We start from the raw sequence: 20,951 nt of genomic DNA on the forward strand, positions 1-20,951 counted from the left end.
CTTGAGCCTGTGCCGCTTCTCCAAGTTCACCTGGCAGGAGAAGTGCCCTACCGCACCGCTTGGGCTTGGCAGCAGGCCCGGTTGGCCCGGATGATCCGCCATCCTGAGGTGCCAGATGGGCTTTTGTTGCTCACCCACCCGCCGGTCTACACCCTGGGGGCAGGGGCCGATCCCAAGTTTCTCAAAAGCCTGGCTGGACGGATAGGATCCCCGGATACTCAGCCAGAGTCCCCTGCTCCTGAGGGGCCGGAGGTTCTGCGGGTGGAGCGGGGCGGCGAGGTGACCTACCACGGGCCGGGCCAGTGGGTGGGCTATGCCCTACTGAACCTAAAGCGCCATAGGACTGTCTACGGCTCCCATGGCCAGCCGGATCTGCACCGCTACCTGCGCCACCTAGAAGAGGTGCTCATCCAGACCGTAGCCCACTTTGGCCTGCGGGGGGAGCGGCTCCCTGGCCTGACAGGGGTTTGGGTGCAAGGCCACAAGGTGGCGGCCATCGGCATCAAGGTCTCCCGCTGGGTTACCTACCACGGCTTTGCCCTCAACGTCTGTCCGGATCTGGCTGCCTTCGCGGCCATCGTGCCCTGTGGGATCCCCGATCGCCCGGTGGGATCCCTGGTGCAGTTTTGTCCGGAGGTAACAATGGCTGCCGTAGCCCCAGTGTTGGTGCAATCTTTTTGTCATGTCTTCAGGCTGCAGGCCCAGGCAGTTTCCCTGGCCGAGTGGTTGGGAGAGCCTCCTTAGTTTGTCTAAATCCGAGATGGCCCTGGATTAATCCAAGGGCGACTACTCCACCCCCAACTGGCGCAACAGTTGCTGCAGGATGGCTTGGTCAGCAAAGTTGCCGCTTTGGGAAAAAAGAGCCAACGCCTGGCGAAAGTCAGCCATGGCAGCCTCTCGCTCCCCCAGTTGCAGGTGGGCCACGCCGCGACTAAAGTAGGCCTCTGGGATCCCCGGATCCAACTGGATGGCCCGCTCCGCATCGGCTAGGGCCTTTTGGGGCTGGCGCAACTGGTTGTAAACGTAGCTGCGGTTAACGTAGGCTGGCGCATAGGTGGGATCCAACTCTACTGCCCGATCCAGATCCGCCAAAGCCGCCACCGGATCCCCGCGCAGCAACTTGAGGGATCCCTGCCAGTTAAACTCGGAAGCAGAGCTTCTGGTGGAGGTCTTCTCAGGAGGAGTGGGGGAGGTGGGCAAAGAGAGGGCGGGGGCAGGAGCCAGGAATGCCGCCAAGCAACCTATCACAGCCACCCTTCCCCGTCGCCGCTTCATCGTGCCCCGCTGAGGATCCCAACCCAGTCCAGTATAGACTGCCCGCAAGAGGAGCCATCCTTGCACTTAACCAACCCGCCGAGAAGCCCCGCTTTGGACCCGGGATGAGAGGCGGATTAGCTAAAATAGCTTGGCTTATCCTATCGTACTGACGGAAAAGGCACCTTGATCGAGCGCTACACTCTGCCAGAAATGGGCCAGATTTGGTCCACCGCCCACAAGCTCCAGACCTGGCTACAGGTAGAGCTGGCCGTCTGTGAGGCGCAGGCGGAGCTGGGGCGGATCCCTCAAGAGGCTCTGCAGGAGATCAAAGCCAAAGCTGCCTTTGACCCGGCGCGGGTTTTGGCAATCGAGGCGGAAGTCAAGCACGATGTTATTGCCTTCTTGACCAACCTCAACGAGCATGTGGGCGAGGCGGGGCGCTACATCCACCTAGGCTTGACTAGCTCCGATGTGTTGGACACAGCCTTGGCCCTGCAGCTTGTAGCCTCGGTTGAGATCTTGCAAGCTCGTCTGGCCGATCTCATCGCTGCTTTGCGTGAGCAGGCCCGCCGACACCGCTACACTCTGATGATGGGCCGCACCCATGGCGTCCATGCCGAGCCTATTACCTTTGGCTTTAAGCTGGCCGGCTGGCTAGCCGAGTGCCTGCGCCATCAGGAGCGCCTGGCACGCCTGCGGGAGGTGGTCGCCGTGGGCAAGATCTCCGGCGCCGTGGGTACCTACGCCAATGTGCCCCCCCAGGTGGAACAGTTGGCCTGCGCCCGCTTAGGCCTCAAACCGGATACTGTCTCAACGCAGGTGATCTCCCGCGATCGCCACGCCGAGTATGTGCAGACCTTGGCTTTGATTGGCTCTTCTCTGGAGCGCTTTGCCACTGAGATCCGCCACCTCCAGCGGACAGAGGTGCTGGAGGTTGAGGAGTACTTTGCCCCCGGCCAAAAGGGATCCTCCGCCATGCCCCACAAGCGCAACCCCGTCAAAGCAGAACAACTGACGGGAATTGCCCGCCTCTTGCGGGGCTATGCTGTCTCAGCCCTGGAAAACATTCCCCTTTGGCATGAGCGGGATATTTCCCATAGCTCTGTAGAGCGGGTCATCCTGCCCGATGCCTCCATCCTCTGCCACTACCTACTGGTCAACATGGCAGATCTAGTGCGCCACCTGCAGGTTTACCCTGCCAACATGGAGCGCAATCTCACCCTCTACGGTGGTGTTGTCTTTAGCCAGCAGGTGCTTTTGGCTTTGGTGGAGAAGGGCTTGAGCCGTGAGGAAGCCTACCGCCTGGTGCAGGAAAATGCCCACCGCGCCTGGAATCAGCCTGGTGGAGATTTCCACGCCAATCTGCTGGCGGATCCCAGAGTAATGGCCCACCTGAGCGAGGCGGAGCTGCAGGCCTGTTTTGATCCACGGCGGCACCTTGCCCACCTGGACGAGATCTTTGCCCGCTTGGGCATTTGAGGATCCCCTATGGCTTGGCAGCGGCAACATGTCTTGGGGCTGGCGGACTTTACCCGCGAAGAGTATCAAATTGTTTTGCAAACCGCCGCCAGCTTTCAGGAAGTGCTGACCCGGCGGCTGCCCAAGGTGCCCACCCTGCAGGGGAAGGTGGTGGTGACGCTGTTTTTCGAGCCTTCCACCCGTACCCGCAACAGCTTTGAGCTGGCAGCCAAGCGCCTGTCAGCGGATGTGCTCAACTTTTCCCCCGGCACCTCTTCGCTAAGCAAGGGGGAAACCATTTTGGATACGGTTCGCACCTTTTTGGCCATGGGATCCGACGTGCTCATCGTCCGCCACGCCCAGGCCGGGGTGCCGCAGCAGTTGGCCGCCGAGATCAATCGCCGCGGATCCCCAGCGGGGGTGCTAAACGCGGGGGACGGCCTGCACGAACATCCCACTCAAGGTTTGCTGGATCTATTTACCCTCTGTAGCCACCTGGATCCGCAGCGACCTCGCCTCGAGCTGCTGCAGGGGGTGAAGGTGGCCATTGTCGGCGACATCCTCCACTCGCGGGTAGCCCGCTCCAACATCTACGCCCTGGTAGCTGCTGGCGCAGACGTCCACTTGGCCGGCCCGCCCACCCTGTTGCCCAAAGACTTTGCCCAGTTTGTGCCCGGCTATACTCTGCCGGTGCACTGGCAGTTGGAGCCGGCCCTAGCAGGAGCCCGCTTTGTCATCGCCCTGCGCCTGCAACGGGAGCGGATGAGTGAATTCCTCATCCCCAGCCTGCAGGAATACCACCACCTTTTCGGCCTCACCCGGCAGCGACTGCGCCTGTGCCACCCCGAGGTGAGGGTTCTCCACCCCGGCCCGGTCAACCGCGGCGTGGAACTAAGTTCTGAGGTGATGGAGGATCCCAACCTCAACCTCATTGAGCGGCAGGTTGCCCACGGCGTGGCGGTGCGCATGGCTTTGCTGTACCTGATGGGCGGCGGGCGGATCCCGGCCTAGACCTCCCCCTTTCTCCTTTGGTCGGGGAACCTGAGGAGCTGCTGGACGTCTAAGGTACCGAGGTTACTCTTCTAGCCAACTCAAGCAGCTCTTGCTTGGGCTTTTCTAGCCACATTAGACCCCACACAAGCCTATATAGGCTTAGCAGGACGGGAGCAACTTTCTACTCCGGAGCCTGCTTAGCCTTTTAAGCTTTTTTTCAGCTTGTTAGTGTGATTTTTTACTTCGATCGGGGTCACATAGGTAAGTCTAAGGCAAGTCAAAAGCTTTGTGAGACGGGCTTTTTCCCAGATCCTTGGCTCCTTTGCTGCAGTCTAAGCCTGAGTAAGCCGTTAGGTAGAAAGTTAATACTTTATGGCAATCATCTCACTCAGAAACCTATTGCCTCTTTCTCCCGACTTAACCTAAAGCTAACTTTAAGATAACCTAATCTTAACCTTGAGGCTGTAAGGTTACAGGTGTTGATTAGCACTAGACATTTTTTATGCGATCCCTGCTCGCTGTTTCTTCTATCGCGGCTCTGGCGGTGGGAGCCCTGGCACTGGCCCCGGCCAAAGCCCAAACCGTGCAAATCTCCGGCGCAGGTGCTACCTTCGCTGCGCCGCTGCTGCAGCGCTGGTTTGATGCCTACAATCGCACCGTAGATCCCAACGTGCAAATCAGCTACCAGTCTGTTGGGAGCGGTGCCGGTCTGGAGCAATACATCAACGGCACGGTGGACTTCGCTGCTTCCGAGGGGCCGATGACCGAAAAGTACAACGCCTCTCGCTACAAGAGCTTCAAAGAGAAATACGGCTACGAGCCCCTGCAACTGCCTCTGGCGGGGGGCGCCATTGAATTTGCCTACAACCTGCCCGGCATCGGTGACAAAGAGCTCGTGCTCAAGCGGGAAACCTACTGTGGCATTATTACCGGCGAAATCACCCGCTGGGACGACATTCGCATCAAGGCCCAGAACCCCAACCTGGCAAATCGGCTGCCTGCGCTCGACATCACTTGGGTGCACCGCTCTGACGGCTCTGGAACGACCTTCGTGTTCAGCAACCACCTCAACGCTGCTTGCCCCAACTGGAAGGGCGGCGTGGGAACCACGGTGGAGTGGCCGGTTGGCATCGGTGCCCAGGGCAACGAAGGGGTAGCCGCCACCATCAAGCAGGAGCCAGGGGCAATTGGCTATGTGAACCAGTCCTTTGCCAAGCTGGAGAAACTGACTACTGCTCGCATAGAAAACAAAGCGGGCAAGATTGTCGAGTTTTCTCCTGAGCGGGCTACTTCTGCCCTCAATGCTCCGCTGCCCGAAAATTTTGCTCTGCTGGTGCCGGATCCCGAAGGGCCTGACGATTACCCCATCGTTGGTTTGTTCTGGGTAATGCTCTACCGCGAATATCCTGACGAGCAAAAGCTCAAGAAGCTGGTGGAAGCCATCAAGTGGACGCAGGGGCCAGAGGGCCAAGCCATCACCAAAGAATTGGACTACATCCCCATGCCCCAGCCGGTCATCCAGCGGGTCTTCGCCGAGCTGGATAAGATCAAGGTCAACCCCAACGCAAAGCGATGAATTGCTGTCCTGTTGAAAGGTGTTAGTTGAGGGCCAGTGGTCAACAAGAGGCTGTGCTCTTCCTGTTGGCTACTGGCTTGTCGCTTTGCTGATTTTTGACGGGCAAAAGTTTTGTCGGCACTGACTTTTGACGTTGTCGCAAGTCCAAGTCCAACGAGCTTTTGGTTTCAATGTTGGCCAGAACACAGACAACTGCAACACCGATGGAATGCAGCGTGAGAGAGGTTTTGCCACAATCTGCCCACAAGTAGAATTGCCATAGGGGAGATCCTATGACGTCGGCAGCTAGAGACTACGACTTATCAACGGATGTTGCTATTGAAAAGAAAATGGACATTTCCCGCGTTCTCGACGTGGGTTTTGTCCGCCTAACTTTGGTTTTGGCGGGGTTTGCCGGTGTCATTCTCATCTGGGTGATCCTGCAGACCACTGAGGCAGCCCTGCCGGCCATGCGCCAGTTTGGCTTGGACTTTCTGGTCACTAGCCGCTGGAACCCAGTGGAAAACATCTATGGGGTGTTGCCCCAGATCTACGGCAGTTTGATGACCTCTCTGGTGGCCCTGATTTTTGCCGTTCCTCTAGGCATTGGCACCGCCATCTTCTTGACGGAAGATTTTGCCCCCAAGTGGGTAACGGCGCCGATTGCCTTTGCCATTGAGCTGATCGTAGCCATTCCCAGTGTGGTGCTGGGGCTGTGGGGCATCTTTGTGCTCATCCCGGCGGTGCGGCCCATCTTCCGAGCCATCAATCAGACGCTGGGGTGGATTCCTCTCCTTGGGGGCCCTGCCCCCCGTGGCCCCAGTTTGCTGCTGGTGGCCATGGTGCTAGGGATCATGATCTCCCCCATCATCATCTCCATCACCCGCAGCACCCTTGAATCGCTGCCCCGGGGCCTCAAAGAGGGCGCTTTGGCGTTGGGAGCTACCCGCTGGGAGACGATCTTAACGGTGATGATCCCTGCCGGGCTGTCCGGCATTGTCAGCTCGATCATGCTGGCATTGGGACGGGCCTTGGGAGAGACCATGGTGGCAGCGATGATTTCTGGGAACGCCAACCGCATCAACATCTCCCTACTGCAGCCAGGATCCACCATTACCGGCTTGATTGCCTCTCAGTTTGGCGAAGCAGGACGCCTGCAGGTGTCGGCCCTTATGTATGCCGGTGTGGTGTTGATGGTGCTGACGTTGTTGGTTAACGTCATGGCCGAGATCATCATCCGGAAGTTTCAAAACTTGGAGCAGTAACCGAGGAGCCTCGTCATCATGTCCAAGTCAGCCCAGCTTGTTCCTGAGGAGATCGACATTGGCCGTGCCGGTGTTGCCCCCCTGCGGAGATACACGGGCATTGCCTTGACGCTGCTGAGCGGACTGTTTGTCGTCGCCATCATGGCTGCCTTAGCGTGGGTGCTGTGGGATATCGGGAAGGGGGGCATCCAGAGGATAAGCTGGGATGTCCTCACCCAGACGCGCTACCCGGCTCCAGGGTTAACAGAGGGGGGGTTTGGCCACGCTATCGTCGGCAGCGTAATGGTTCTGGCCACGGGGGCGGCTTTGAGCTTTCCCTTCGGGATCCTAGCCGCCGTTTACCTGTCGGAGTTTGGCCGCGGCAGCCACTTGGCTTCTTGGGTCAAGTTCTCCTGCAACGTGCTTACAGGCGTACCGGCCATTCTCTGCGGCCTGTTTGCCTACGCTTTGGTAGTTCGGGGATCCGGCTTCTCGGCTTTTTCGGGGGGAGTTGCTCTGGGCGTGTTGATGTTGCCCATTGTCATCCGCTCCACGGAAGAGGCGCTGCTTTTGGTGTCGCCGGATATGCGTTTGGCTTCGGTGGGCCTGGGGGCCACTCGCTTTCAGACCACAATGCGGATTGTCCTACCGGCAGCAGCTCCGGCCATTGTAACAGGCTTAATCTTGGCCTTGGCACGGGCTGCTGGCGAGGCAGCACCTCTACTTTTTACTTCCTTCAACAACAATTTCTGGTCAACTGACCTGTTTGGACCGGTGGCTACTTTGCCGGTGATGGTCTACTTCTTCTCAATTATTCCCTTCAAGGTGCAGCAGGAGATGGCCTGGGCAGGAGCCCTGGTGTTGCTGGCCATTGTTTTGGCGGCCAGCTTGCTTGCCCGCTTCCTGGTCTACAAAACCAGAAGATAGTTTAAGCCTTGTTGGACAGCAGCCAGGTGTGAATCAGCTTCTTGATGAACTTTCTGCGAGCAGGACCATGCACACTCAATCTGCTAACCCAACCCCCTATGTCTTCCGAATGGAAAACTTGAGCGTCTACTATGGCTCTAACTTGGCGGTGAAGAATGTCACCATGGACATTCCTGCCCGCCAAATTACAGCTTTTATTGGGCCTTCCGGCTGCGGCAAAAGTACCATCCTGCGCTGCTTTAACCGCACCAACGACCTGATCCCAGGGGCACGCGTCGAGGGCAAGCTCATCTACCGCGGCAAGGACCTCTACGCCAAGAATGTGGATCCAGTGGCAGTGCGGCGGCACATTGGCATGGTGTTCCAGAAGCCCAACCCCTTTCCCAAGAGTATCTACGACAACGTCGCCTATGGCCCGCGGGTGCTGGGGATGAAGGTCGATTTGGACGAAGTAGTGGAAACCTCCCTGAAGCGGGCTGCCCTTTGGGACGAGGTCAAAGATAGGCTGAGGGAGAACGCGCAGTCGCTCTCGGGCGGGCAGCAGCAACGCCTCTGCATTGCCCGGGCCTTGGCGGTGCAGCCAGATGTCATCCTCATGGACGAGCCCTGCTCGGCCTTGGATCCCATCTCCACCCGCCGTATCGAGGAGCTGATGAAGGAGCTGAAGCAGGACTACACCATCATCATCGTCACCCACAACATGCAGCAGGCCAGCCGTGTCTCAGATATGACGGCTTTCTTTAGCGTAGAGGTGGTGGGATCCAACCGCGTGGGCGAACTGGTGGAGTTTGACCGAACCGAGGTGATCTTCAGAAACCCCGCCAAGGAGGCGACTCGAGACTACGTGGCCGGGCGCTTTGGCTAACCCCCTGACTTAGGGCAGGCCAATGGTGAGCTTGTTGGCGGCTCTCCTTTGTAATGATGGGATCGAGGCAGATTACCCCCAGAGAGGATCCCTATGACTGTTGTGGCCCCTGAAAAGCTGCAGGGCCTGCTTGCGGAGCTGGCCGACATTGAAACCATCACCGATCCAGCGCAAGTTGCCAAGTTGTCGCTGGACTTTTACCACTACAGCCCTGTGCTGAGCCGGCAGTTGAGCGACAAGCGAGGGGATGTGGTGGTCCGCCCAGCAAATGAGCAAGAGGTCAAGCGGGTGGCAGCAGCCTGTGCCAAGTGGCGGATGCCTCTAACCGTACGGGGCGCAGGCACCGGCAACTACGGCCAGTGCATCCCCCTAGCTGGCGGCGTGATCCTGGAGATGAGCAAGCTCAATCAGGTGCTCTGGGCCAAGCCGGGTCTGGCGCGGGTGCAGGCAGGAGCCAAGCTGGCTGCAATTGACAAGCACACCCGGGAGATGGGCTGGGAGATCCGCATGGCTCCTTCCACCTACCGCACCGCCACCATCGGTGGCTTTATTGCTGGCGGCAGCGGCGGCATTGGCTCCGTGACCTACGGCCAACTGCTGGATCGGGGCAACATCTTGGGGCTGCGGGTAATCACGGTGGAGGAGGAGCCGCGGGCCCTGGAGCTGCGGGGGGACGACGTGTTCAAAGTCAGCCATGCCTGGGGCCTCACCGGGATCATCACCGAGGTGGAGATCCCGCTGGCGCCGGCTTACCCCTGGGCAGAGCTGATAGTAGCCTTCCCGCCGGAGGTGGGGTTCATGCCCTGCGCCCACTTTGGCCAGGCTCTGGCTGAGGCAGATGGGATCCTAAAGAAACTCATCAGCCTGCACGCCTGGCCGATCCCTCGCTACTTTCTCCCCTTGCAGGACTACTTGCCCCAGGGATCCGCCGTGGCCCTGTTGATGGTGGCCGAATATAGTCTGGAGCCGCTGCTGGAGCTAACCCGGGAGTATGGCGGCCAGGTGGTTTACAACAAAACGGCTCAGGAGGCCGGCAAGGGGATCTCGCTGGGGGAATTTTCCTGGAACCACACCACCTTGCACTGCCGGAGCGTGGATCCCAACTTGACCTATCTACAGTCAATCTTCCCGCCTGACCGGGAGCTAAAGGTGGTGCAGCACCTATACGAGCACTTTGGCGACGAGGTGCTGATGCACCTGGAATGGATTCGCCTCCGGGGACAGGCTACCCCGGTCGGCCTGCAAATTGTGCGCTTTACCACGGAAGAACGCCTTAACGAGATCATGCGCTATCACGAGGCGCAGGGAGTCTTCATCGCCAATCCCCACACCTTCATCATCGAAGAGGGGGGGCGCAAAGTGATGGATCCGCGCCAAGTTCGCTTTAAAGAGGAGGTGGATCCCTATGGGCTGCTCAATCCGGGCAAGATGCGCAGCTGGCGGAAATAAGCCTCTGCCTAATCTGCTTAAAAGGGAAGAAGCAGCTCCTGCGGCAACAGCAGCAGCAAGGGGGGAAGGAACAGCCAAACTGCCACCCCTAGAGATGCCAGCGCCGCCATCAACACCGCCCCAGCAGCACAGTCTTTGGCAATTTCTGCCAGCAGGTGATAGCGACTGCCTAAGGTGAGATCCACCACTGCTTCTAGGGCGGTATTCACCAGCTCGAGCGCCATCACTAGCCCACTGGTTAGGCTAATCAAGGCCATCTCTACGGCGCTCAAGTGCAGGACCAGGCCTAGGCCAAAGGCCAGCACCGTTGCCAGAAGGTGGATGCGAAAGTTGCGCTGGGTGCGAACGGCATATAGCAAGCCCTTGCCTGCGTAGTAAAAACTTTTGCCCAGGTTGGTGGCTACCCGCCAAGAAGACGGGCGCTGACAGGGATCCACTTGGGCACCCGAGGAGGAATGAGCAGGAGCTTGCTGCCGGAAGGCTGCCAAGCGCAGGGGTGAGAGAAAACGACTAGGACTGTTGGCCATGAGCCACCTCCACCTCTTCCTGAATGGCAGCAAGCAAGTGTTGCTGTTGCTGCAGCATGCGCTGCAGGGAAAGCTCATCTGGGTGATCCCATCCCAAGAGATGCAGCAGCCCATGACTAGCCAGCCAGGCCAGTTCGTGGGAGAGGGGGTGCCCTTGGGCCTTGGCCTGGGCGCAGGCGGTAGGTACAGAAATCACAATATCCCCCAGCAGACGCACCCCTGTTAGCTTTTGCAACTCTACAGGAGTAACCATCTCCTCAGCAGCAAAGGCTAGCACGTCGGTAGGGGCGTCAATGTGACGAAAGTCACGGTTGAGCTGGCGAATGTGTTCGTCAGAAGTGAGGCAGAGGCTGAGCTCACAGGGATCCGTCACCCCCAGCTGGCGCAGCCAGGCCTCAAACCAGCGGCGCCAAGTGGCCTCCTCAACCGGGGTGGGGACCTTTTGCTCCAGGTACAGATCTAGGAACCCCTTCATACACCCTGCCCCCTCTTCTACCGGCTTGTTCAAGCTAACCGGGTTTGGGAGCCACCTTTCTCTGGGCAACAAGCTGCTCTAGCGTTTGCCGCAGCTGATTTTCCCACTTTTGCCGGTCCTCGTCTAGCCCCTCTCCTGCCAACAGCTCCGCCGGGAACAGATCCCCTCCAACGCCGACAGCCCAGGCCCCTGCCTGCAAATACTCAGCAGCATTGGCCAGGGTAACTCCTCCAGTGGGGATCAAGGGCAGGGATCCCAGCACGGGCTGGAGGTGGCGTAGGTAGCGAGGTCCGCCTACGCTTTCTGCTGGAAACAGCTTTACCGCCGCTGTTCCTGCCTGCCACGCTCTCCAGATCTCGCTGGGGGTGAGAGCACCCGCAACAATGGGCAGCCCCACTTCCTGCCCCCAGCGAATGAGGCTCTCGTCAGTGAAAGGGCAAACACAGAACTGGGCTCCCGCCCGCCAAGCCTCCTCCGCCATCTGTTGATTGAAGACGGTGCCTACTCCTACCCAACAGTGGGGGTGCTCTTGTCGCAGGTGGCCAATGAGCTGCAAATACTGAGGAACTGGCGTGGTAATTTCAATGTGGCGGATTCCGGCTCGGATGGCCAGAGTGGCTGCCGCTAGGGCTTGGGCAGAGCTGGCCAAGAGACGAATTACCGCAATCAATGGCTGCTGCCACAGCTCGAGTAGCCAGGGGTGTCGTGGCTCAGAACCCTCGAAGACCATTTTTGCAGTTGCCCAGCTTAGCTTAAGTTTCCACCATTTTTGTTATTGGGGTCAGCCGGGTGAGAAGAGGGCTACTGCATTGCCAGTGTTTTATGCTTGGGTCTCCACCAGCCGCCATTGGTATCTTTAGGGGCGGTAGCGGCTGAGAGTGTGAGGAGTGATGACACGCAGCCTAAAGGCATGGGCAATCCTGGGGTTGCTGGCCCTCCTGCTGTTAGGAGGAGTAGGAAGAGTTGCCCCGTCGCAGGCGCAGAATGTCCACCAACTGCAACAGCGGCAGCAGCAGATCCAGCAGCAAATCCAGCGCAACCAGCGCCGCCTTGGGGAGCTGCGCCAAGCCGAAGAAGAAGCCCGTCGCCGCATGGGATCCCTGCGGCAAAACCTTCGGCAGACCGAAGTTAGCCTACAGGATAACCAATACCGCCTCGAGCAAGCCCAGAAAGCGCTGGAGCAAGCGCAGCAGGAGCTCCAAGAGCTGGAAGACCGCTTGAGGCGGCAGCAACGGGGGACGGCTGCCCGCCTACGCTACCTGCAGCGGCAGGGGGCCGAACACTGGTGGGCTTTGTTACTCACTAGCCGGGACCTCAACGAGTTTTTCGACCGCCGCCACCAACTGCAACTCTTGATCGAGGCGGATCGACAGTTAATCCAAGAGCTGCAGGCGATGGCCAAGGAGGTGGAGCAACAGCGCATTGCCTTGGAGGCCCAGCGCAACGAGATCTCTCTAATCTTGCAAGAGCTGGCCGCCCAGAAAAACCAACTGCAGCAGCAGGCGGCGGCCCAAGAGCAGCTGATGAGCCGCTTGGCCAAGGAGCGCGCCGCCTATGAAGCAGCCCAACGGCGGCTGGAAGCCGATTCCCAACAGCTTACTCGTCTCATCCAGTACCTGCTTGCTCAACAGGCCCGCCAGCGAAGGGGTAGGGATCCCTTTCAGGGGAGAGGCCGGCTGCTCCCCCCAGTGCACGGGCCAATTACCAGCGGCTTTGGCTGGCGGGTTCACCCCATCTATGGCAGCCGCCGCTTCCACACAGGGATTGACTTTGGGGTGCCCATCGGCACGCCCGTGAGAGCGGCAGAACGGGGCACTGTTCTCTACGCCGGCTGGTATGGCGGCTACGGCTACACGGTCATCATCAACCACGGCGGCGGCATTACTACCCTCTACGCCCACAACAGCCGCATCACGGTGGAGGTAGGCCAGGAGATCCAGCGCGGGCAAGTCGTTGCTGCTTCCGGCTCCACTGGCCTCTCCACCGGGCCTCATGTTCACTTTGAAGTGCGGGTCAACGGTCAGCCGGTCGATCCCCGCCGTTATCTATAGAGCAACACCTCTGCCGGCAGTGGCTGCAGAGATCCCTCCTGCAGGAGCCAGCGCACATCGGCAATAGCAGCCAGTTCCTCCGGGTCGTGGGAAACCACCAGCACTGTCCAACTAGATTTCAGGCGCGCCAACAGCTCAATCAACTGCTGTCGCACTGACCAATCTAGCCCTGCTGTCGGCTCATCCAGCAGGAGCAAGAAGGGGCCACGAATGAGCTGCACTGCTAAGGCCAGGCGCCGCTGTTGCCCACCACTAAGGCAGTTGGGGGAGCTATGCAAAGGGATCCCTTCCAGTCCCACTTGCTTGAGGACGTTCTCGACTTCCTTGGGGGTCAGCTCCGGGTGGCCAAAGCGCATTTCCTCTAGCACCGTCAGGCCACAAAAGTGCCGCTCCGGAAACTGAAACACTAGCCCTGCTAGGCTGCGCAGCTGCTGAGGAGAGAGCTCTGTTTCTCCCCAGGCAATCCGCCCGCGCGTGGGCCGGGCCAATCCGGCCAAAATTTCCAGCAGGGTGCTCTTCCCGGCCCCGCTTTTGCCCACAATCAGCCCCAGTTGGTTGAGGCCCAGCTCAAAGGAGAGATCGCGGAGAATTGGCTGGGGAAGAGCTGCCGGGTGATAGAAAAGGTGCTGGACCTGCAACATGGGCGCCTGAGCTGGGAAAGCTGTCCTCATTTTGGCACCGGAAAGCGGCCAAGAACAGCTAGAGCCACTCTTCTAGGCGCCCCAGCTGATCCCGGAAACCATCGGTGAGTTCGCGGTACCATTCCCGCAGCTCCAATTGATCCACGGCCCGCCGCAGCACCTCTTGGGAGCGCTCAATGGGGCGCAGGGCTGTTGGCGGGATCCCTTCTTGGACAGCCCACTGTTCAAACAGAGCCAGCTCCGTTTGCAGGTAGAGGATGAGATTGGCCACATCCTGCGGGTGGGGGTAGCGGGTGGCATCTGGCATAGGGGATTGAACCAGAGGAACTAGCTCTATTTTGGCCGAGAATCTACCCCCCTGCCTGCGGGGGAGAGCCTTGCCAATCCTTGCCCACTTCTGTACGCTGAACCAGAGAACGCGGATAATGCAAAGGGAAATGCTTCCTGCTGCCACTCCATGAACCAAAAGCTTTTGTTTGTGTGCTTGGGCAACATCTGCCGATCCCCTGCCGCCGAAGGGATCACCAATTACCTCTTACGCAGCAGCGGCTACGAGGGGGCTATTATCTGTGATTCAGCAGGGACAGCTGCCTACCACATTGGCAGTCCCCCAGATCGCCGTATGCGCCAGGTTGCCCAGCGCTATGGAGTGGAGCTGCACGGCCAAACCCGGCAAATTCATCCTTTGGATCTGCGGGAGTTTGACCTAATCCTGGCCATGGATCGGCAAAATTATCGCGACATCCTCAGACTTGATCCTCAAGGAAAGTATGCTGAAAAAGTGCGCCTAATTTGTAGCTACTGCCGCTTCCATACGGACGAGGAAGTTCCGGATCCCTACTACGGAGGTGAGACTGGCTTCCATTACGTCATCGAGTTGCTTTGGGATGCCTGCAGTGGCTTACTGGAGTCCCTAATCCCCGGGATCCAATGCCCGCCCTTGCCAACCCAACCTTCTCAGCCTTCTACATCCGGAAGTTGACTTGAAAAGTTGAGGAGCTGGCCGCATCCCCCCCTGGCGCATAGGCAGGCTTGCTCGGTGAGCTCTAGAATAATTAGCCACTGCCTCGGAAACCGTCTGTGATGGTGGAGCTATGGCCTTTTCCACAGCAACTCTAGGTTACCCTCGAATTGGGAAAAATCGTGAACTGAAAAAGGCACTTGAGTCCTTTTGGAGTCAGAAATCTGATGCAACGAGTATCCAGAAAACCCTGCAACAGGTGATGCTAGACAATTGGCAGACACAGAAAGATGCAGGTATTGATTACATTGGTATTGGGGACACTTCCCTCTATGACTTAGTTCTGGACTGGAGTGTATTTTTGGGATTGATCCCCAAGCGATTTCGTCACTTGTCGGGGCTTGATCAATACTTTGCAATGGCCCGAGGGAAAGAGGGTATCCCGGCTCTAGAAATGACCAAGTGGTTTGATACTAACTACCATTACCTAGTGCCAGAAATTGATGAGGATACCCAACCCGAAGCCAATTTTTCCAGCTTCCTAGCAGTAGTCAACCAAGCGCAAAGCATCCTAGGGCAGAGAGCTGTTCCCATTATTCTTAGCCCCGTCACCTTACTTTGCCTCAGTCGCCTTAAGGGGAGCTTGCAAGAACATTTGCAGCGCTTGCTGCCCCTGTATGCTGAATTGCTAAGGCAACTGGCTGCAGGTGGCATTACTGAAGTGCAGTTCCACGAACCAATTCTGGTTACAACCCAAGCAGAAGCCCTGCAAGAAGCAGTTACAACCACGTACACTCAACTGACCACTATAGGAATTCCGATTCATTTGGTGACCTATTTTGACGACTTGGGAAAAACCTATCCTTGGGTCGTGGAATTGCCGGTAGCAGGCATTGGCCTGGATTTTACGCGGGGGAATAACTTAGAACTTCTGCAAACCTATGGGTTTCCTAGTAATAAGCAACTGGAGGTGGGGTTGGTAGATGGTCGCAATATTTGGAAAATTCGCCCCCAACGTGTGCTTTCTATCCTAGAGAACATTCAAAAGGTTACTACCAATTTGCGAATTCAGCCCTCTGCATCCTTGCAATTTGTACCCTATGATGCCCGACGAGAAACCCACTTGCCCACTCCCCTGCTCCAAGTGCTGAGTTTTGCAGAACAGAAGTTAGAGGAAGTTGTCCTTTTGGCCCAGGGAGGTTCAGCAGCCCAGGAGCAACTGGCCACTATCGAGGCGCAGTGGCGGGAATTTGCTGAGTTTAGTCCCCAAAATCCAACTGTTCGGGAGCGAGTTCGTCAGGTAACCGCCCAAAGTCTGGAACGGGCGCTGCCTTACGACCAACGCCGCCCTCTGCAACCTCAACTGCCCCTTTTGCCTACCACCACTATTGGCTCCTTTCCCCAAACTGGTGAGATACGTCAACTGCGAGTCAAGCGCAAACGGGGTGAGATTACTCAGGCGGAGTACGAAGCAGCCATTGATGCGGAAATTGCTCGCTGTATCCGTTGGCAGGAGGAAGCGGGGCTAGACGTTTTGGTGCATGGGGAATTTGAACGCACCGATATGGTGGAGTTTTTTGCACAACAGCTGGAAGGCTTTGCCTTCACAGAACACGGCTGGGTGCAGAGCTATGGTAGCCGCTGCGTGCGTCCACCCATTATCTATGGTGACGTGGCGCGCCGTCAGCCCATGACTGTGCGAGAGTTTCGCGTGGCTCAATCCCTTACCTCGAAGATTGTCAAAGGAATGTTAACAGGGCCCGTAACCCTATTGAACTGGTCTTTTGCACGCGATGATCTCCCCAGACGGGATCAGGCAATCCAGATTGCTTTGGCGCTGCGGGATGAGGTGGCCGACCTAGAGGCTGCGGGCGCTAGGATAGTGCAAATTGATGAACCGGCACTGCGGGAGGGATTGCCCTTAAAGCGAGAGCGTTGGGATGAATACCTCTCTTGGGCAGTGGATGCTTTTCGCCTAGCTGCAGGTGTTGCCAGGCCTGAAACCCAAATTCATACTCACATGTGTTACTCAGAGTTTGGCGACATCATGCCCCACATTCAGCGCTTGGATGCGGATGTGCTTTCCATTGAAAATAGCCGCAGTAACAACGAAACCCTCCGGCAAATTGCCGAGGCAGGCTACCGGCATCAAGTGGGAAATGGAGTGTATGACGTTCACAGCCCCGTGGTACCCACTGTAGAGCAGATAGTTCAACAGCTGAAAAAGGCTATAGAGCTTCTGCCGCTGCAGCAGATTTGGGTAAATCCTGACTGTGGACTGAAGACTCGCCGCTGGGAGGAGGTTATCCCTGCTTTGAAAAACATGGTGGCAGCAGCGAAAATGCTCCGGGAAGAAATTCAGGGAGCTTCTACACCCTCCTCAGCTCAGTAAAGCTGGCCTGCTACTATCCTTGGTTGTTCTCTAAAAGAGAGGAGGCGGTGATGGCAAGCCAAAAAACTTTGCTCACACCACACACCGCCTCTTTTCTCCGCTTAGCAAGGGCTGCTTTCGAGGGATAGGTAGATCCTTAGGCATTCTGGCTTTTGCTGGTACTTGCTAGCTTTACCCTTCACGGAGGCTACCACTTGAGCAGGTTGAACCTCTCCATATCAATGGTAGCGCGATTGCGATAGATCCCTAACACAATAGCCAAGCCTACAGCGGCCTCGGCAGCCGCCACAGTAATGACAAACACTGAGAAGACTTGGCCGCGGATCATAGCCGAGTCCAAAAAATTCGAGAAGGCCATAAAGTTTAAGTTGACAGCATTGAGCATCAGCTCAATTGACATCAGCACCCGAATGGCGTTGCGGCTAACAATTAATCCGTAAATGCCAATACAAAAGAGGACTGCTGCTACTACTAGAAAAAACTGCAGTTGCAACATTGCCAAAGGCTCCAATGGATAGAAAAGTACGAGGAAAGCACTAGGTGGATGGCCGAAAGCAGGCCGCTTTAACGGGTGCTCACCAGTTCTGTCTGGCGTTCCAACTCGGATTCAAGCGGGGGCCGGGCCCGCTCCAGCAAGCTAAGATCCCCCTCTTTGGCTTGGGGGGCGACGAACTCTCGACGCGCTAGTACAATGGCTCCAATCAGGGCCATCAGTAGCAGAACAGAAGCCAGCTCGAACGGCAACAGGTAGTCGCTAAAGAAATGCCCGCCGATCACCATAGCACTACTCATGGGCTGGATCGGCTGCAACTGCCAGGGGGTATTCAGGGCCATTGCTGTTAGGAGGGCAAACAGACCCAAACACACTACTGCTGTTACTCCATCGCGCAGCCAGCCTAGCTTTAGAGGGGCAAAGGTGTAGCGGCGGTTCACCAGCATGATGGCAAACAGGATCAGTACGTTGACAGCGCCGACGTAGATCAACACTTGAGCGGCAGCCACAAAATCGGCGTTCAAGAGGAGATACAGCCCAGCAATGCTCAGGAAAACGCCCCCCAAGAGAAAACCAGAATAGACAATGTTAGGGGCCCAAATCACCCCCAAGGCAAAGCCGACGGCCATTGCCGAGAGCACCCCAAACGTAACCAGCTGTACGCCTTCTGCAAGAGTCATGGGCTTTTATCCTCACCAGTTGTTATTGTCACTCCCTTACCACTGTACTGTCCTAACGGATCTAAGAGAAGGCCGGCTCTCCTTTTAGATCGATAGAGAAATCTCTAGGGTTAGGGGGCATTCACTACCTTTTACCAACTGCCGCCTGCTCCGTCGCCGTCGCTGCTGCCGCCCCCGAAATCGCTATCAGAGGTACTCCCAGAATCCCTCTCGGAGTCACTGTCCCTAAGTGGCGGGATCACCACTGTTCTCTCGCTACGGTACTGGCAAATCGGGCAGGTTAGGATCTCCAACTTCAAACCGCTGGAGGAATAGGTTGCTTCCTGGAGAATCTGGGTAGTGAGGTCAAGGGTAAGGGCTTGACAGCTAGGGCAGTAAAGGTGACGGTAGGCTATTCCCTCGCGAACAACCAGGGCAACTCCCCGACAGGCGGGGCAAAACCAGCCGTAGTAGCGGGCTCTGCGCCGGCTTTTGGCCAGGCGATGCGCTGGGGGAAGTTGCTTATCCAGAACTTGCGGCTGGATGGGGCGCAGGGGCCGACCGCAGCTTTGACACACCACCGGCTGAAACGGGATCCCACGCTTCGAGCCCAAGATGCCGTCGGTGGTCACAACTGCCAGGAAGGGCAGCACCAGTACCAGCCAGTTGCCGCTGACCGACATCAGGAAGAGACCAAGGCAGAGGGAACCAGGATAGAGAAGCCGGCGAATGGGGGCGCTCTGGAGCGAAGAGAAGGCAGCCGTTGTCCCCTGCTCTCGGCGTGTTAGCGATAGGACTTTCCCTCCTCCCCGCTTGGCCTTGAGATAGACCGGCAGGCGGGAGCGCCGCCACCCCAGCCCTAGGAGCAGGATCCCCAGCAGCAGTAGGCTCCCTTCCAGCAAGCCTTGAGCAACGGCCAAGGCTTCCCTTCCACCCGATCGAGGAACGGCTGCAGGGGAAAGCGCAGAGGAAGCTTGAACCTCGGCAACTGGCTGCCCCTGCAGCACTGCAGTTAACTGCCGTACTCCTGCCAAGGTGCCGCCATCGAAATCCCTATTGCGAAATTTGGGTAGAATGTGCTGGTCGATAATCTGCTGAACGCGGCTGTTAGGAAGGATGGTGGCCAAGCCTCTGCCCGTCTCAATTTCCACCCGCCGATCCCCCACCGAGATGAGAAACAACACGCCGTTGTTGCGACCGGCCTTGCCAATGCCCCAGTAGTTAAATAGCTGCGTGGTGAACGCTTTCGGCGTGGCATATCCCTGAGTATTGGGTACCGTCACCACCGCCATCTCGGCAGTGGTACGCTGCTCAAGCTGGGTAAGGAGACGGTTGAGCTCGTTTTCAGTGCTGCTGCTGAGGATGTTGGCGGTGTCGGAAACCCATCCTCCATACTGGCGGCGGGGGTTGGGCACTTGTTGGAGGGCAATGGCCCAAGCAGGCTGCGGGATCCACAGCGATACACTGAGCAAGACTGCCGCCCAAACTTTTGGCATGGCTCACCTGGCTGAGCGCTGCCTTGGTTTTAGCACAGGCCCCTCAGCTGGAGATTCCTCCTCCCTTGCAACGTTGTCTACCGTCTCCGCTGCGGGGAAGCCCTATCCCTCAGGGTCAGCTTTGCCCGGTTATCCCCGCGGGATCCTCCAAATGGAGCGGCTCTGGCCAGGCCTCCTCTTGCCACTCCACCCCAAAGCACTCCTGCGCTGCCTGGAGAAAATGGGCAACCAAAGCAGGGATCCCCGGCGCTGTGGGGCAAAGGTCGTACAGGCCAATCACCTGCGAGCCGGGCAGATAGCGCTCCCACAGCTCGAGATTGGGCCGCAGCAAGAGGGATCCCTGTTGCAGGATCCCCCAAGGTTGCCACAGTTGGGCATTGCCCATGAGCTTTTTGCCTCCCCAGCTGAGATCGGCGCGGGTACGGGCAGCAAAGCAACTGGTTTTGTTGCGGTAGCCCGAATCTGGGGTTGGGCGGTTCTGGGCATGGGTTCGGTTGTGAGCGAGGATTGGATCCACCTCAACGCCCAGTTCTGCCAGCCCCTTTACCCAAAAGCGGCAGCAGAAGTCGTACACCGAGGTTCGCTGCAAACGAGGCAGCCGAGCTTGGAGGTAAGACAGGGGCAGCACCAAGCTGTAGGTCAGCTCTGCTCCATCTTCAGCCGCCTGGTGTAAGACCGCTCTTCCGCCAGTGGGACGGCGCACCACCGGAATCCCTGGCGCTGGATCCGGCCAGGCCTGGTGCCGTCCCAGCGAGAGGGTAAGCCGATCCCAGCCGTAAAAGCGCAAACAGAGCCTGGGATCCTGGCGCAGCCGCTGCAAAAGCCAGGTATCTTGCTCCATTTGCCAGGTGCCGGGGGCTACGCAATAGGGCAGCCAGTAGCCTGGGGATCCCATCCTGATCGCGCCGCAGCTCAAGCTTTGGGAAACTCAGCCTGGAGCTGCTCATCGTACTCATCGGCCAAGCTGGCCACAAGGGTGATGGCGCGCGAGATCTCGCTGGCGCTGATCCCTTCCAGAGTGCGGTGGTGGTTGAGGACCACTTGGTTGTTCCAGATGCAAAAGCGCGCTTCCAGCGTTTCACTCCAGTTTTTCTCCAGGAGTTTCTGCATTAGCTTGGCCGGCTCCGCCACCGGCAGCGAGAGAACGGGAGACCACACCAAGAGGGTATCTTCGGGGGATTCGCCGCTTAGGTGGACAAACACTTCCACGCTGCCATAGGTGAATTTCCAGGTGTGCCCCTGCTCGTGGTTCTCGTAGGCGGCATCTTCTTTGAGGCTGGAAACCACTGCCGAGACCACTTCCACGTAGCGGGGTGGCTCTTCCACCAAACCTGGAAAAACCTCTGGGGAAAGCTCAATGAGCGGCTCGCTGGTGGCCATGGCCTTCTTTCCTACTTCCTGTCCAACCACCTTAACTATACCCCCTACGCGTCTAGCTGGCTGGTCTCTTTCCTGGCCGGATCCGGCTTGGGCCAGAATGGAGCTGCTTTGGGTTAAATGTCTCCAGG

Annotated in this window: 22 protein-coding genes; 11 read left to right on the plus strand and 11 right to left on the minus strand. The window is 57.9% G+C overall.

The window, feature by feature from the left end:
* Nucleotides 1-9 precede the first annotated feature (9 nt).
* Nucleotides 10-744, plus strand: coding sequence for a lipoyl(octanoyl) transferase LipB (gene lipB, locus NW822_RS02430; protein WP_414403404.1), 735 nt, complete (start codon nt 10-12; stop codon nt 742-744).
* A gap of 42 nt (nt 745-786) precedes the next feature.
* Here lipB and NW822_RS02435 read toward each other — a convergent pair whose 3' ends face one another.
* Nucleotides 787-1,323: a tetratricopeptide repeat protein gene (locus tag NW822_RS02435; protein WP_414403405.1), complete on the minus strand. Its 537-nt coding sequence runs from the start codon at nt 1,321-1,323 to the stop codon at nt 787-789.
* A gap of 117 nt (nt 1,324-1,440) precedes the next feature.
* Here NW822_RS02435 and purB point away from each other — a divergent pair, with 117 nt between their 5' ends.
* The 7 genes from purB to NW822_RS02470 all read left to right on the plus strand — a co-directional run bounded on the left by purB (nt 1,441) and on the right by NW822_RS02470 (nt 9,748).
* Entirely contained in the window at nt 1,441-2,736 is a 1,296-nt protein-coding gene (purB, locus tag NW822_RS02440; RefSeq protein ID WP_414403406.1) for an adenylosuccinate lyase, read from the plus strand.
* A 9-nt stretch (nt 2,737-2,745) separates the two neighbouring features.
* A complete protein-coding gene (locus NW822_RS02445; RefSeq protein WP_414403407.1) occupies nt 2,746-3,726 on the plus strand; it encodes an aspartate carbamoyltransferase catalytic subunit in 981 nt (326 codons plus the stop codon).
* A gap of 484 nt (nt 3,727-4,210) precedes the next feature.
* Nucleotides 4,211-5,284, plus strand: a complete 1,074-nt coding sequence (gene pstS, locus NW822_RS02450; RefSeq protein WP_414362538.1) for a phosphate ABC transporter substrate-binding protein PstS — start codon at nt 4,211-4,213, stop codon at nt 5,282-5,284.
* Between the two features lie 272 nt (nt 5,285-5,556).
* Nucleotides 5,557-6,528 (plus strand): phosphate ABC transporter permease subunit PstC, encoded by a 972-nt coding sequence (gene pstC, locus NW822_RS02455; RefSeq protein ID WP_414362539.1) that lies wholly within the window; start codon nt 5,557-5,559, stop codon nt 6,526-6,528.
* Between the two features lie 18 nt (nt 6,529-6,546).
* The gene (pstA, locus tag NW822_RS02460; RefSeq protein ID WP_414403408.1) at nt 6,547-7,434 is read left to right on the plus strand and encodes a phosphate ABC transporter permease PstA; all 888 of its coding nucleotides are present in this window, start codon (nt 6,547-6,549) and stop codon (nt 7,432-7,434) included.
* A gap of 67 nt (nt 7,435-7,501) precedes the next feature.
* On the plus strand, nt 7,502-8,299 hold the full coding sequence (gene pstB, locus NW822_RS02465) for a phosphate ABC transporter ATP-binding protein PstB (protein ID WP_414403409.1): 798 nt from the start codon (nt 7,502-7,504) through the stop codon (nt 8,297-8,299).
* Nucleotides 8,300-8,392: 93 nt separating this feature from the next.
* Nucleotides 8,393-9,748, plus strand: a complete 1,356-nt coding sequence (locus NW822_RS02470; RefSeq protein ID WP_414362542.1) for an FAD-binding oxidoreductase — start codon at nt 8,393-8,395, stop codon at nt 9,746-9,748.
* Between the two features lie 17 nt (nt 9,749-9,765).
* On the opposite strand, the gene NW822_RS02475 is transcribed toward NW822_RS02470, so the two are convergent.
* The 3 genes from NW822_RS02475 to eda are packed head-to-tail and all read right to left on the minus strand — an operon-like array spanning nt 9,766 to nt 11,480.
* Nucleotides 9,766-10,275 carry a diacylglycerol kinase family protein gene (locus NW822_RS02475; protein WP_414403410.1) on the minus strand — a complete coding sequence of 170 codons (510 nt, stop codon included), beginning with the start codon at nt 10,273-10,275 and terminating at the stop codon, nt 9,766-9,768.
* Nucleotides 10,259-10,750: an rRNA maturation RNase YbeY gene (gene ybeY, locus NW822_RS02480; RefSeq protein WP_414403411.1), complete on the minus strand. Its 492-nt coding sequence runs from the start codon at nt 10,748-10,750 to the stop codon at nt 10,259-10,261. The genes NW822_RS02475 and ybeY overlap by 17 nt, the downstream gene beginning before the upstream one ends.
* A 34-nt stretch (nt 10,751-10,784) precedes the next feature.
* Nucleotides 10,785-11,480: a bifunctional 4-hydroxy-2-oxoglutarate aldolase/2-dehydro-3-deoxy-phosphogluconate aldolase gene (eda, locus tag NW822_RS02485; RefSeq protein ID WP_414403412.1), complete on the minus strand. Its 696-nt coding sequence runs from the start codon at nt 11,478-11,480 to the stop codon at nt 10,785-10,787.
* A 160-nt stretch (nt 11,481-11,640) separates the two neighbouring features.
* On the opposite strand from eda, the gene NW822_RS02490 reads away from it, so the two are divergent.
* Complete coding sequence (locus tag NW822_RS02490; RefSeq protein WP_414403413.1) at nt 11,641-12,801, plus strand: murein hydrolase activator EnvC family protein; 1,161 nt, start codon at nt 11,641-11,643, stop codon at nt 12,799-12,801.
* Here the strand turns inward: NW822_RS02490 and NW822_RS02495 are convergent.
* Both NW822_RS02495 and NW822_RS02500 read right to left on the minus strand, forming a co-directional pair.
* Nucleotides 12,792-13,442 carry an ABC transporter ATP-binding protein gene (locus NW822_RS02495; RefSeq protein WP_414362547.1) on the minus strand — a complete coding sequence of 217 codons (651 nt, stop codon included), beginning with the start codon at nt 13,440-13,442 and terminating at the stop codon, nt 12,792-12,794. The genes NW822_RS02490 and NW822_RS02495 overlap by 10 nt on opposite strands.
* Before the next feature lie 58 nt (nt 13,443-13,500).
* The gene (locus NW822_RS02500; protein ID WP_414403414.1) at nt 13,501-13,749 is read right to left on the minus strand and encodes a hypothetical protein; all 249 of its coding nucleotides are present in this window, start codon (nt 13,747-13,749) and stop codon (nt 13,501-13,503) included.
* Nucleotides 13,750-13,899: 150 nt separating this feature from the next.
* Here NW822_RS02500 and NW822_RS02505 point away from each other — a divergent pair, with 150 nt between their 5' ends.
* Together NW822_RS02505 and metE are read left to right on the plus strand one after the other, a co-directional pair.
* A complete protein-coding gene (locus NW822_RS02505) occupies nt 13,900-14,424 on the plus strand; it encodes a low molecular weight protein-tyrosine-phosphatase (protein WP_414403415.1) in 525 nt (174 codons plus the stop codon).
* Between the two features lie 112 nt (nt 14,425-14,536).
* A complete protein-coding gene (gene metE / locus NW822_RS02510) occupies nt 14,537-16,795 on the plus strand; it encodes a 5-methyltetrahydropteroyltriglutamate--homocysteine S-methyltransferase (protein WP_414403416.1) in 2,259 nt (752 codons plus the stop codon).
* Nucleotides 16,796-16,982: 187 nt separating this feature from the next.
* On the opposite strand, the gene nuoK is transcribed toward metE, so the two are convergent.
* The 5 genes from nuoK to NW822_RS02535 all read right to left on the minus strand — a co-directional run bounded on the left by nuoK (nt 16,983) and on the right by NW822_RS02535 (nt 20,823).
* Complete coding sequence (nuoK, locus tag NW822_RS02515) at nt 16,983-17,291, minus strand: NADH-quinone oxidoreductase subunit NuoK (protein WP_414403417.1); 309 nt, start codon at nt 17,289-17,291, stop codon at nt 16,983-16,985.
* 68 nt (nt 17,292-17,359) lie between these two features.
* A complete protein-coding gene (locus NW822_RS02520; RefSeq protein ID WP_414403418.1) occupies nt 17,360-17,968 on the minus strand; it encodes an NADH-quinone oxidoreductase subunit J in 609 nt (202 codons plus the stop codon).
* A gap of 131 nt (nt 17,969-18,099) precedes the next feature.
* The gene (locus tag NW822_RS02525) at nt 18,100-19,443 is read right to left on the minus strand and encodes a TPM domain-containing protein (protein WP_414403419.1); all 1,344 of its coding nucleotides are present in this window, start codon (nt 19,441-19,443) and stop codon (nt 18,100-18,102) included.
* Between the two features lie 115 nt (nt 19,444-19,558).
* Nucleotides 19,559-20,338, minus strand: coding sequence for a lipoyl protein ligase domain-containing protein (locus NW822_RS02530; protein WP_414403420.1), 780 nt, complete (start codon nt 20,336-20,338; stop codon nt 19,559-19,561).
* A gap of 17 nt (nt 20,339-20,355) precedes the next feature.
* On the minus strand, nt 20,356-20,823 hold the full coding sequence (locus NW822_RS02535; protein ID WP_414403421.1) for a YbjN domain-containing protein: 468 nt from the start codon (nt 20,821-20,823) through the stop codon (nt 20,356-20,358).
* Nucleotides 20,824-20,951 lie beyond the last annotated feature (128 nt).

It is taken from the genome of Synechococcus sp. H70.2, from assembly GCF_047462275.1.
Taxonomy (GTDB): Bacteria; Cyanobacteriota; Cyanobacteriia; order Thermostichales; family Thermostichaceae; genus Thermostichus.

Coding starts and splice junctions, on each gene's coding strand:
- pstB (WP_414403409.1), top strand. CDS start 7,502: ATGCACACTCAATCTGCTAACCCAACCCCCTATGTCTTCCGAATGGAA.
- NW822_RS02495 (WP_414362547.1), bottom strand. CDS start 13,442: ATGTTGCAGGTCCAGCACCTTTTCTATCACCCGGCAGCTCTTCCCCAG.
- NW822_RS02445 (WP_414403407.1), top strand. CDS start 2,746: ATGGCTTGGCAGCGGCAACATGTCTTGGGGCTGGCGGACTTTACCCGC.
- pstC (WP_414362539.1), top strand. CDS start 5,557: ATGACGTCGGCAGCTAGAGACTACGACTTATCAACGGATGTTGCTATT.
- NW822_RS02475 (WP_414403410.1), bottom strand. CDS start 10,275: ATGGCCAACAGTCCTAGTCGTTTTCTCTCACCCCTGCGCTTGGCAGCC.
- metE (WP_414403416.1), top strand. CDS start 14,537: ATGGCCTTTTCCACAGCAACTCTAGGTTACCCTCGAATTGGGAAAAAT.
- eda (WP_414403412.1), bottom strand. CDS start 11,480: ATGGTCTTCGAGGGTTCTGAGCCACGACACCCCTGGCTACTCGAGCTG.
- NW822_RS02520 (WP_414403418.1), bottom strand. CDS start 17,968: ATGACTCTTGCAGAAGGCGTACAGCTGGTTACGTTTGGGGTGCTCTCG.
- NW822_RS02525 (WP_414403419.1), bottom strand. CDS start 19,443: ATGCCAAAAGTTTGGGCGGCAGTCTTGCTCAGTGTATCGCTGTGGATC.
- NW822_RS02470 (WP_414362542.1), top strand. CDS start 8,393: ATGACTGTTGTGGCCCCTGAAAAGCTGCAGGGCCTGCTTGCGGAGCTG.
- nuoK (WP_414403417.1), bottom strand. CDS start 17,291: ATGTTGCAACTGCAGTTTTTTCTAGTAGTAGCAGCAGTCCTCTTTTGT.
- NW822_RS02530 (WP_414403420.1), bottom strand. CDS start 20,338: ATGGGATCCCCAGGCTACTGGCTGCCCTATTGCGTAGCCCCCGGCACC.
- NW822_RS02505 (WP_414403415.1), top strand. CDS start 13,900: ATGAACCAAAAGCTTTTGTTTGTGTGCTTGGGCAACATCTGCCGATCC.
- pstS (WP_414362538.1), top strand. CDS start 4,211: ATGCGATCCCTGCTCGCTGTTTCTTCTATCGCGGCTCTGGCGGTGGGA.
- NW822_RS02500 (WP_414403414.1), bottom strand. CDS start 13,749: ATGCCAGATGCCACCCGCTACCCCCACCCGCAGGATGTGGCCAATCTC.
- ybeY (WP_414403411.1), bottom strand. CDS start 10,750: ATGAAGGGGTTCCTAGATCTGTACCTGGAGCAAAAGGTCCCCACCCCG.
- NW822_RS02535 (WP_414403421.1), bottom strand. CDS start 20,823: ATGGCCACCAGCGAGCCGCTCATTGAGCTTTCCCCAGAGGTTTTTCCA.
- pstA (WP_414403408.1), top strand. CDS start 6,547: ATGTCCAAGTCAGCCCAGCTTGTTCCTGAGGAGATCGACATTGGCCGT.
- NW822_RS02490 (WP_414403413.1), top strand. CDS start 11,641: ATGACACGCAGCCTAAAGGCATGGGCAATCCTGGGGTTGCTGGCCCTC.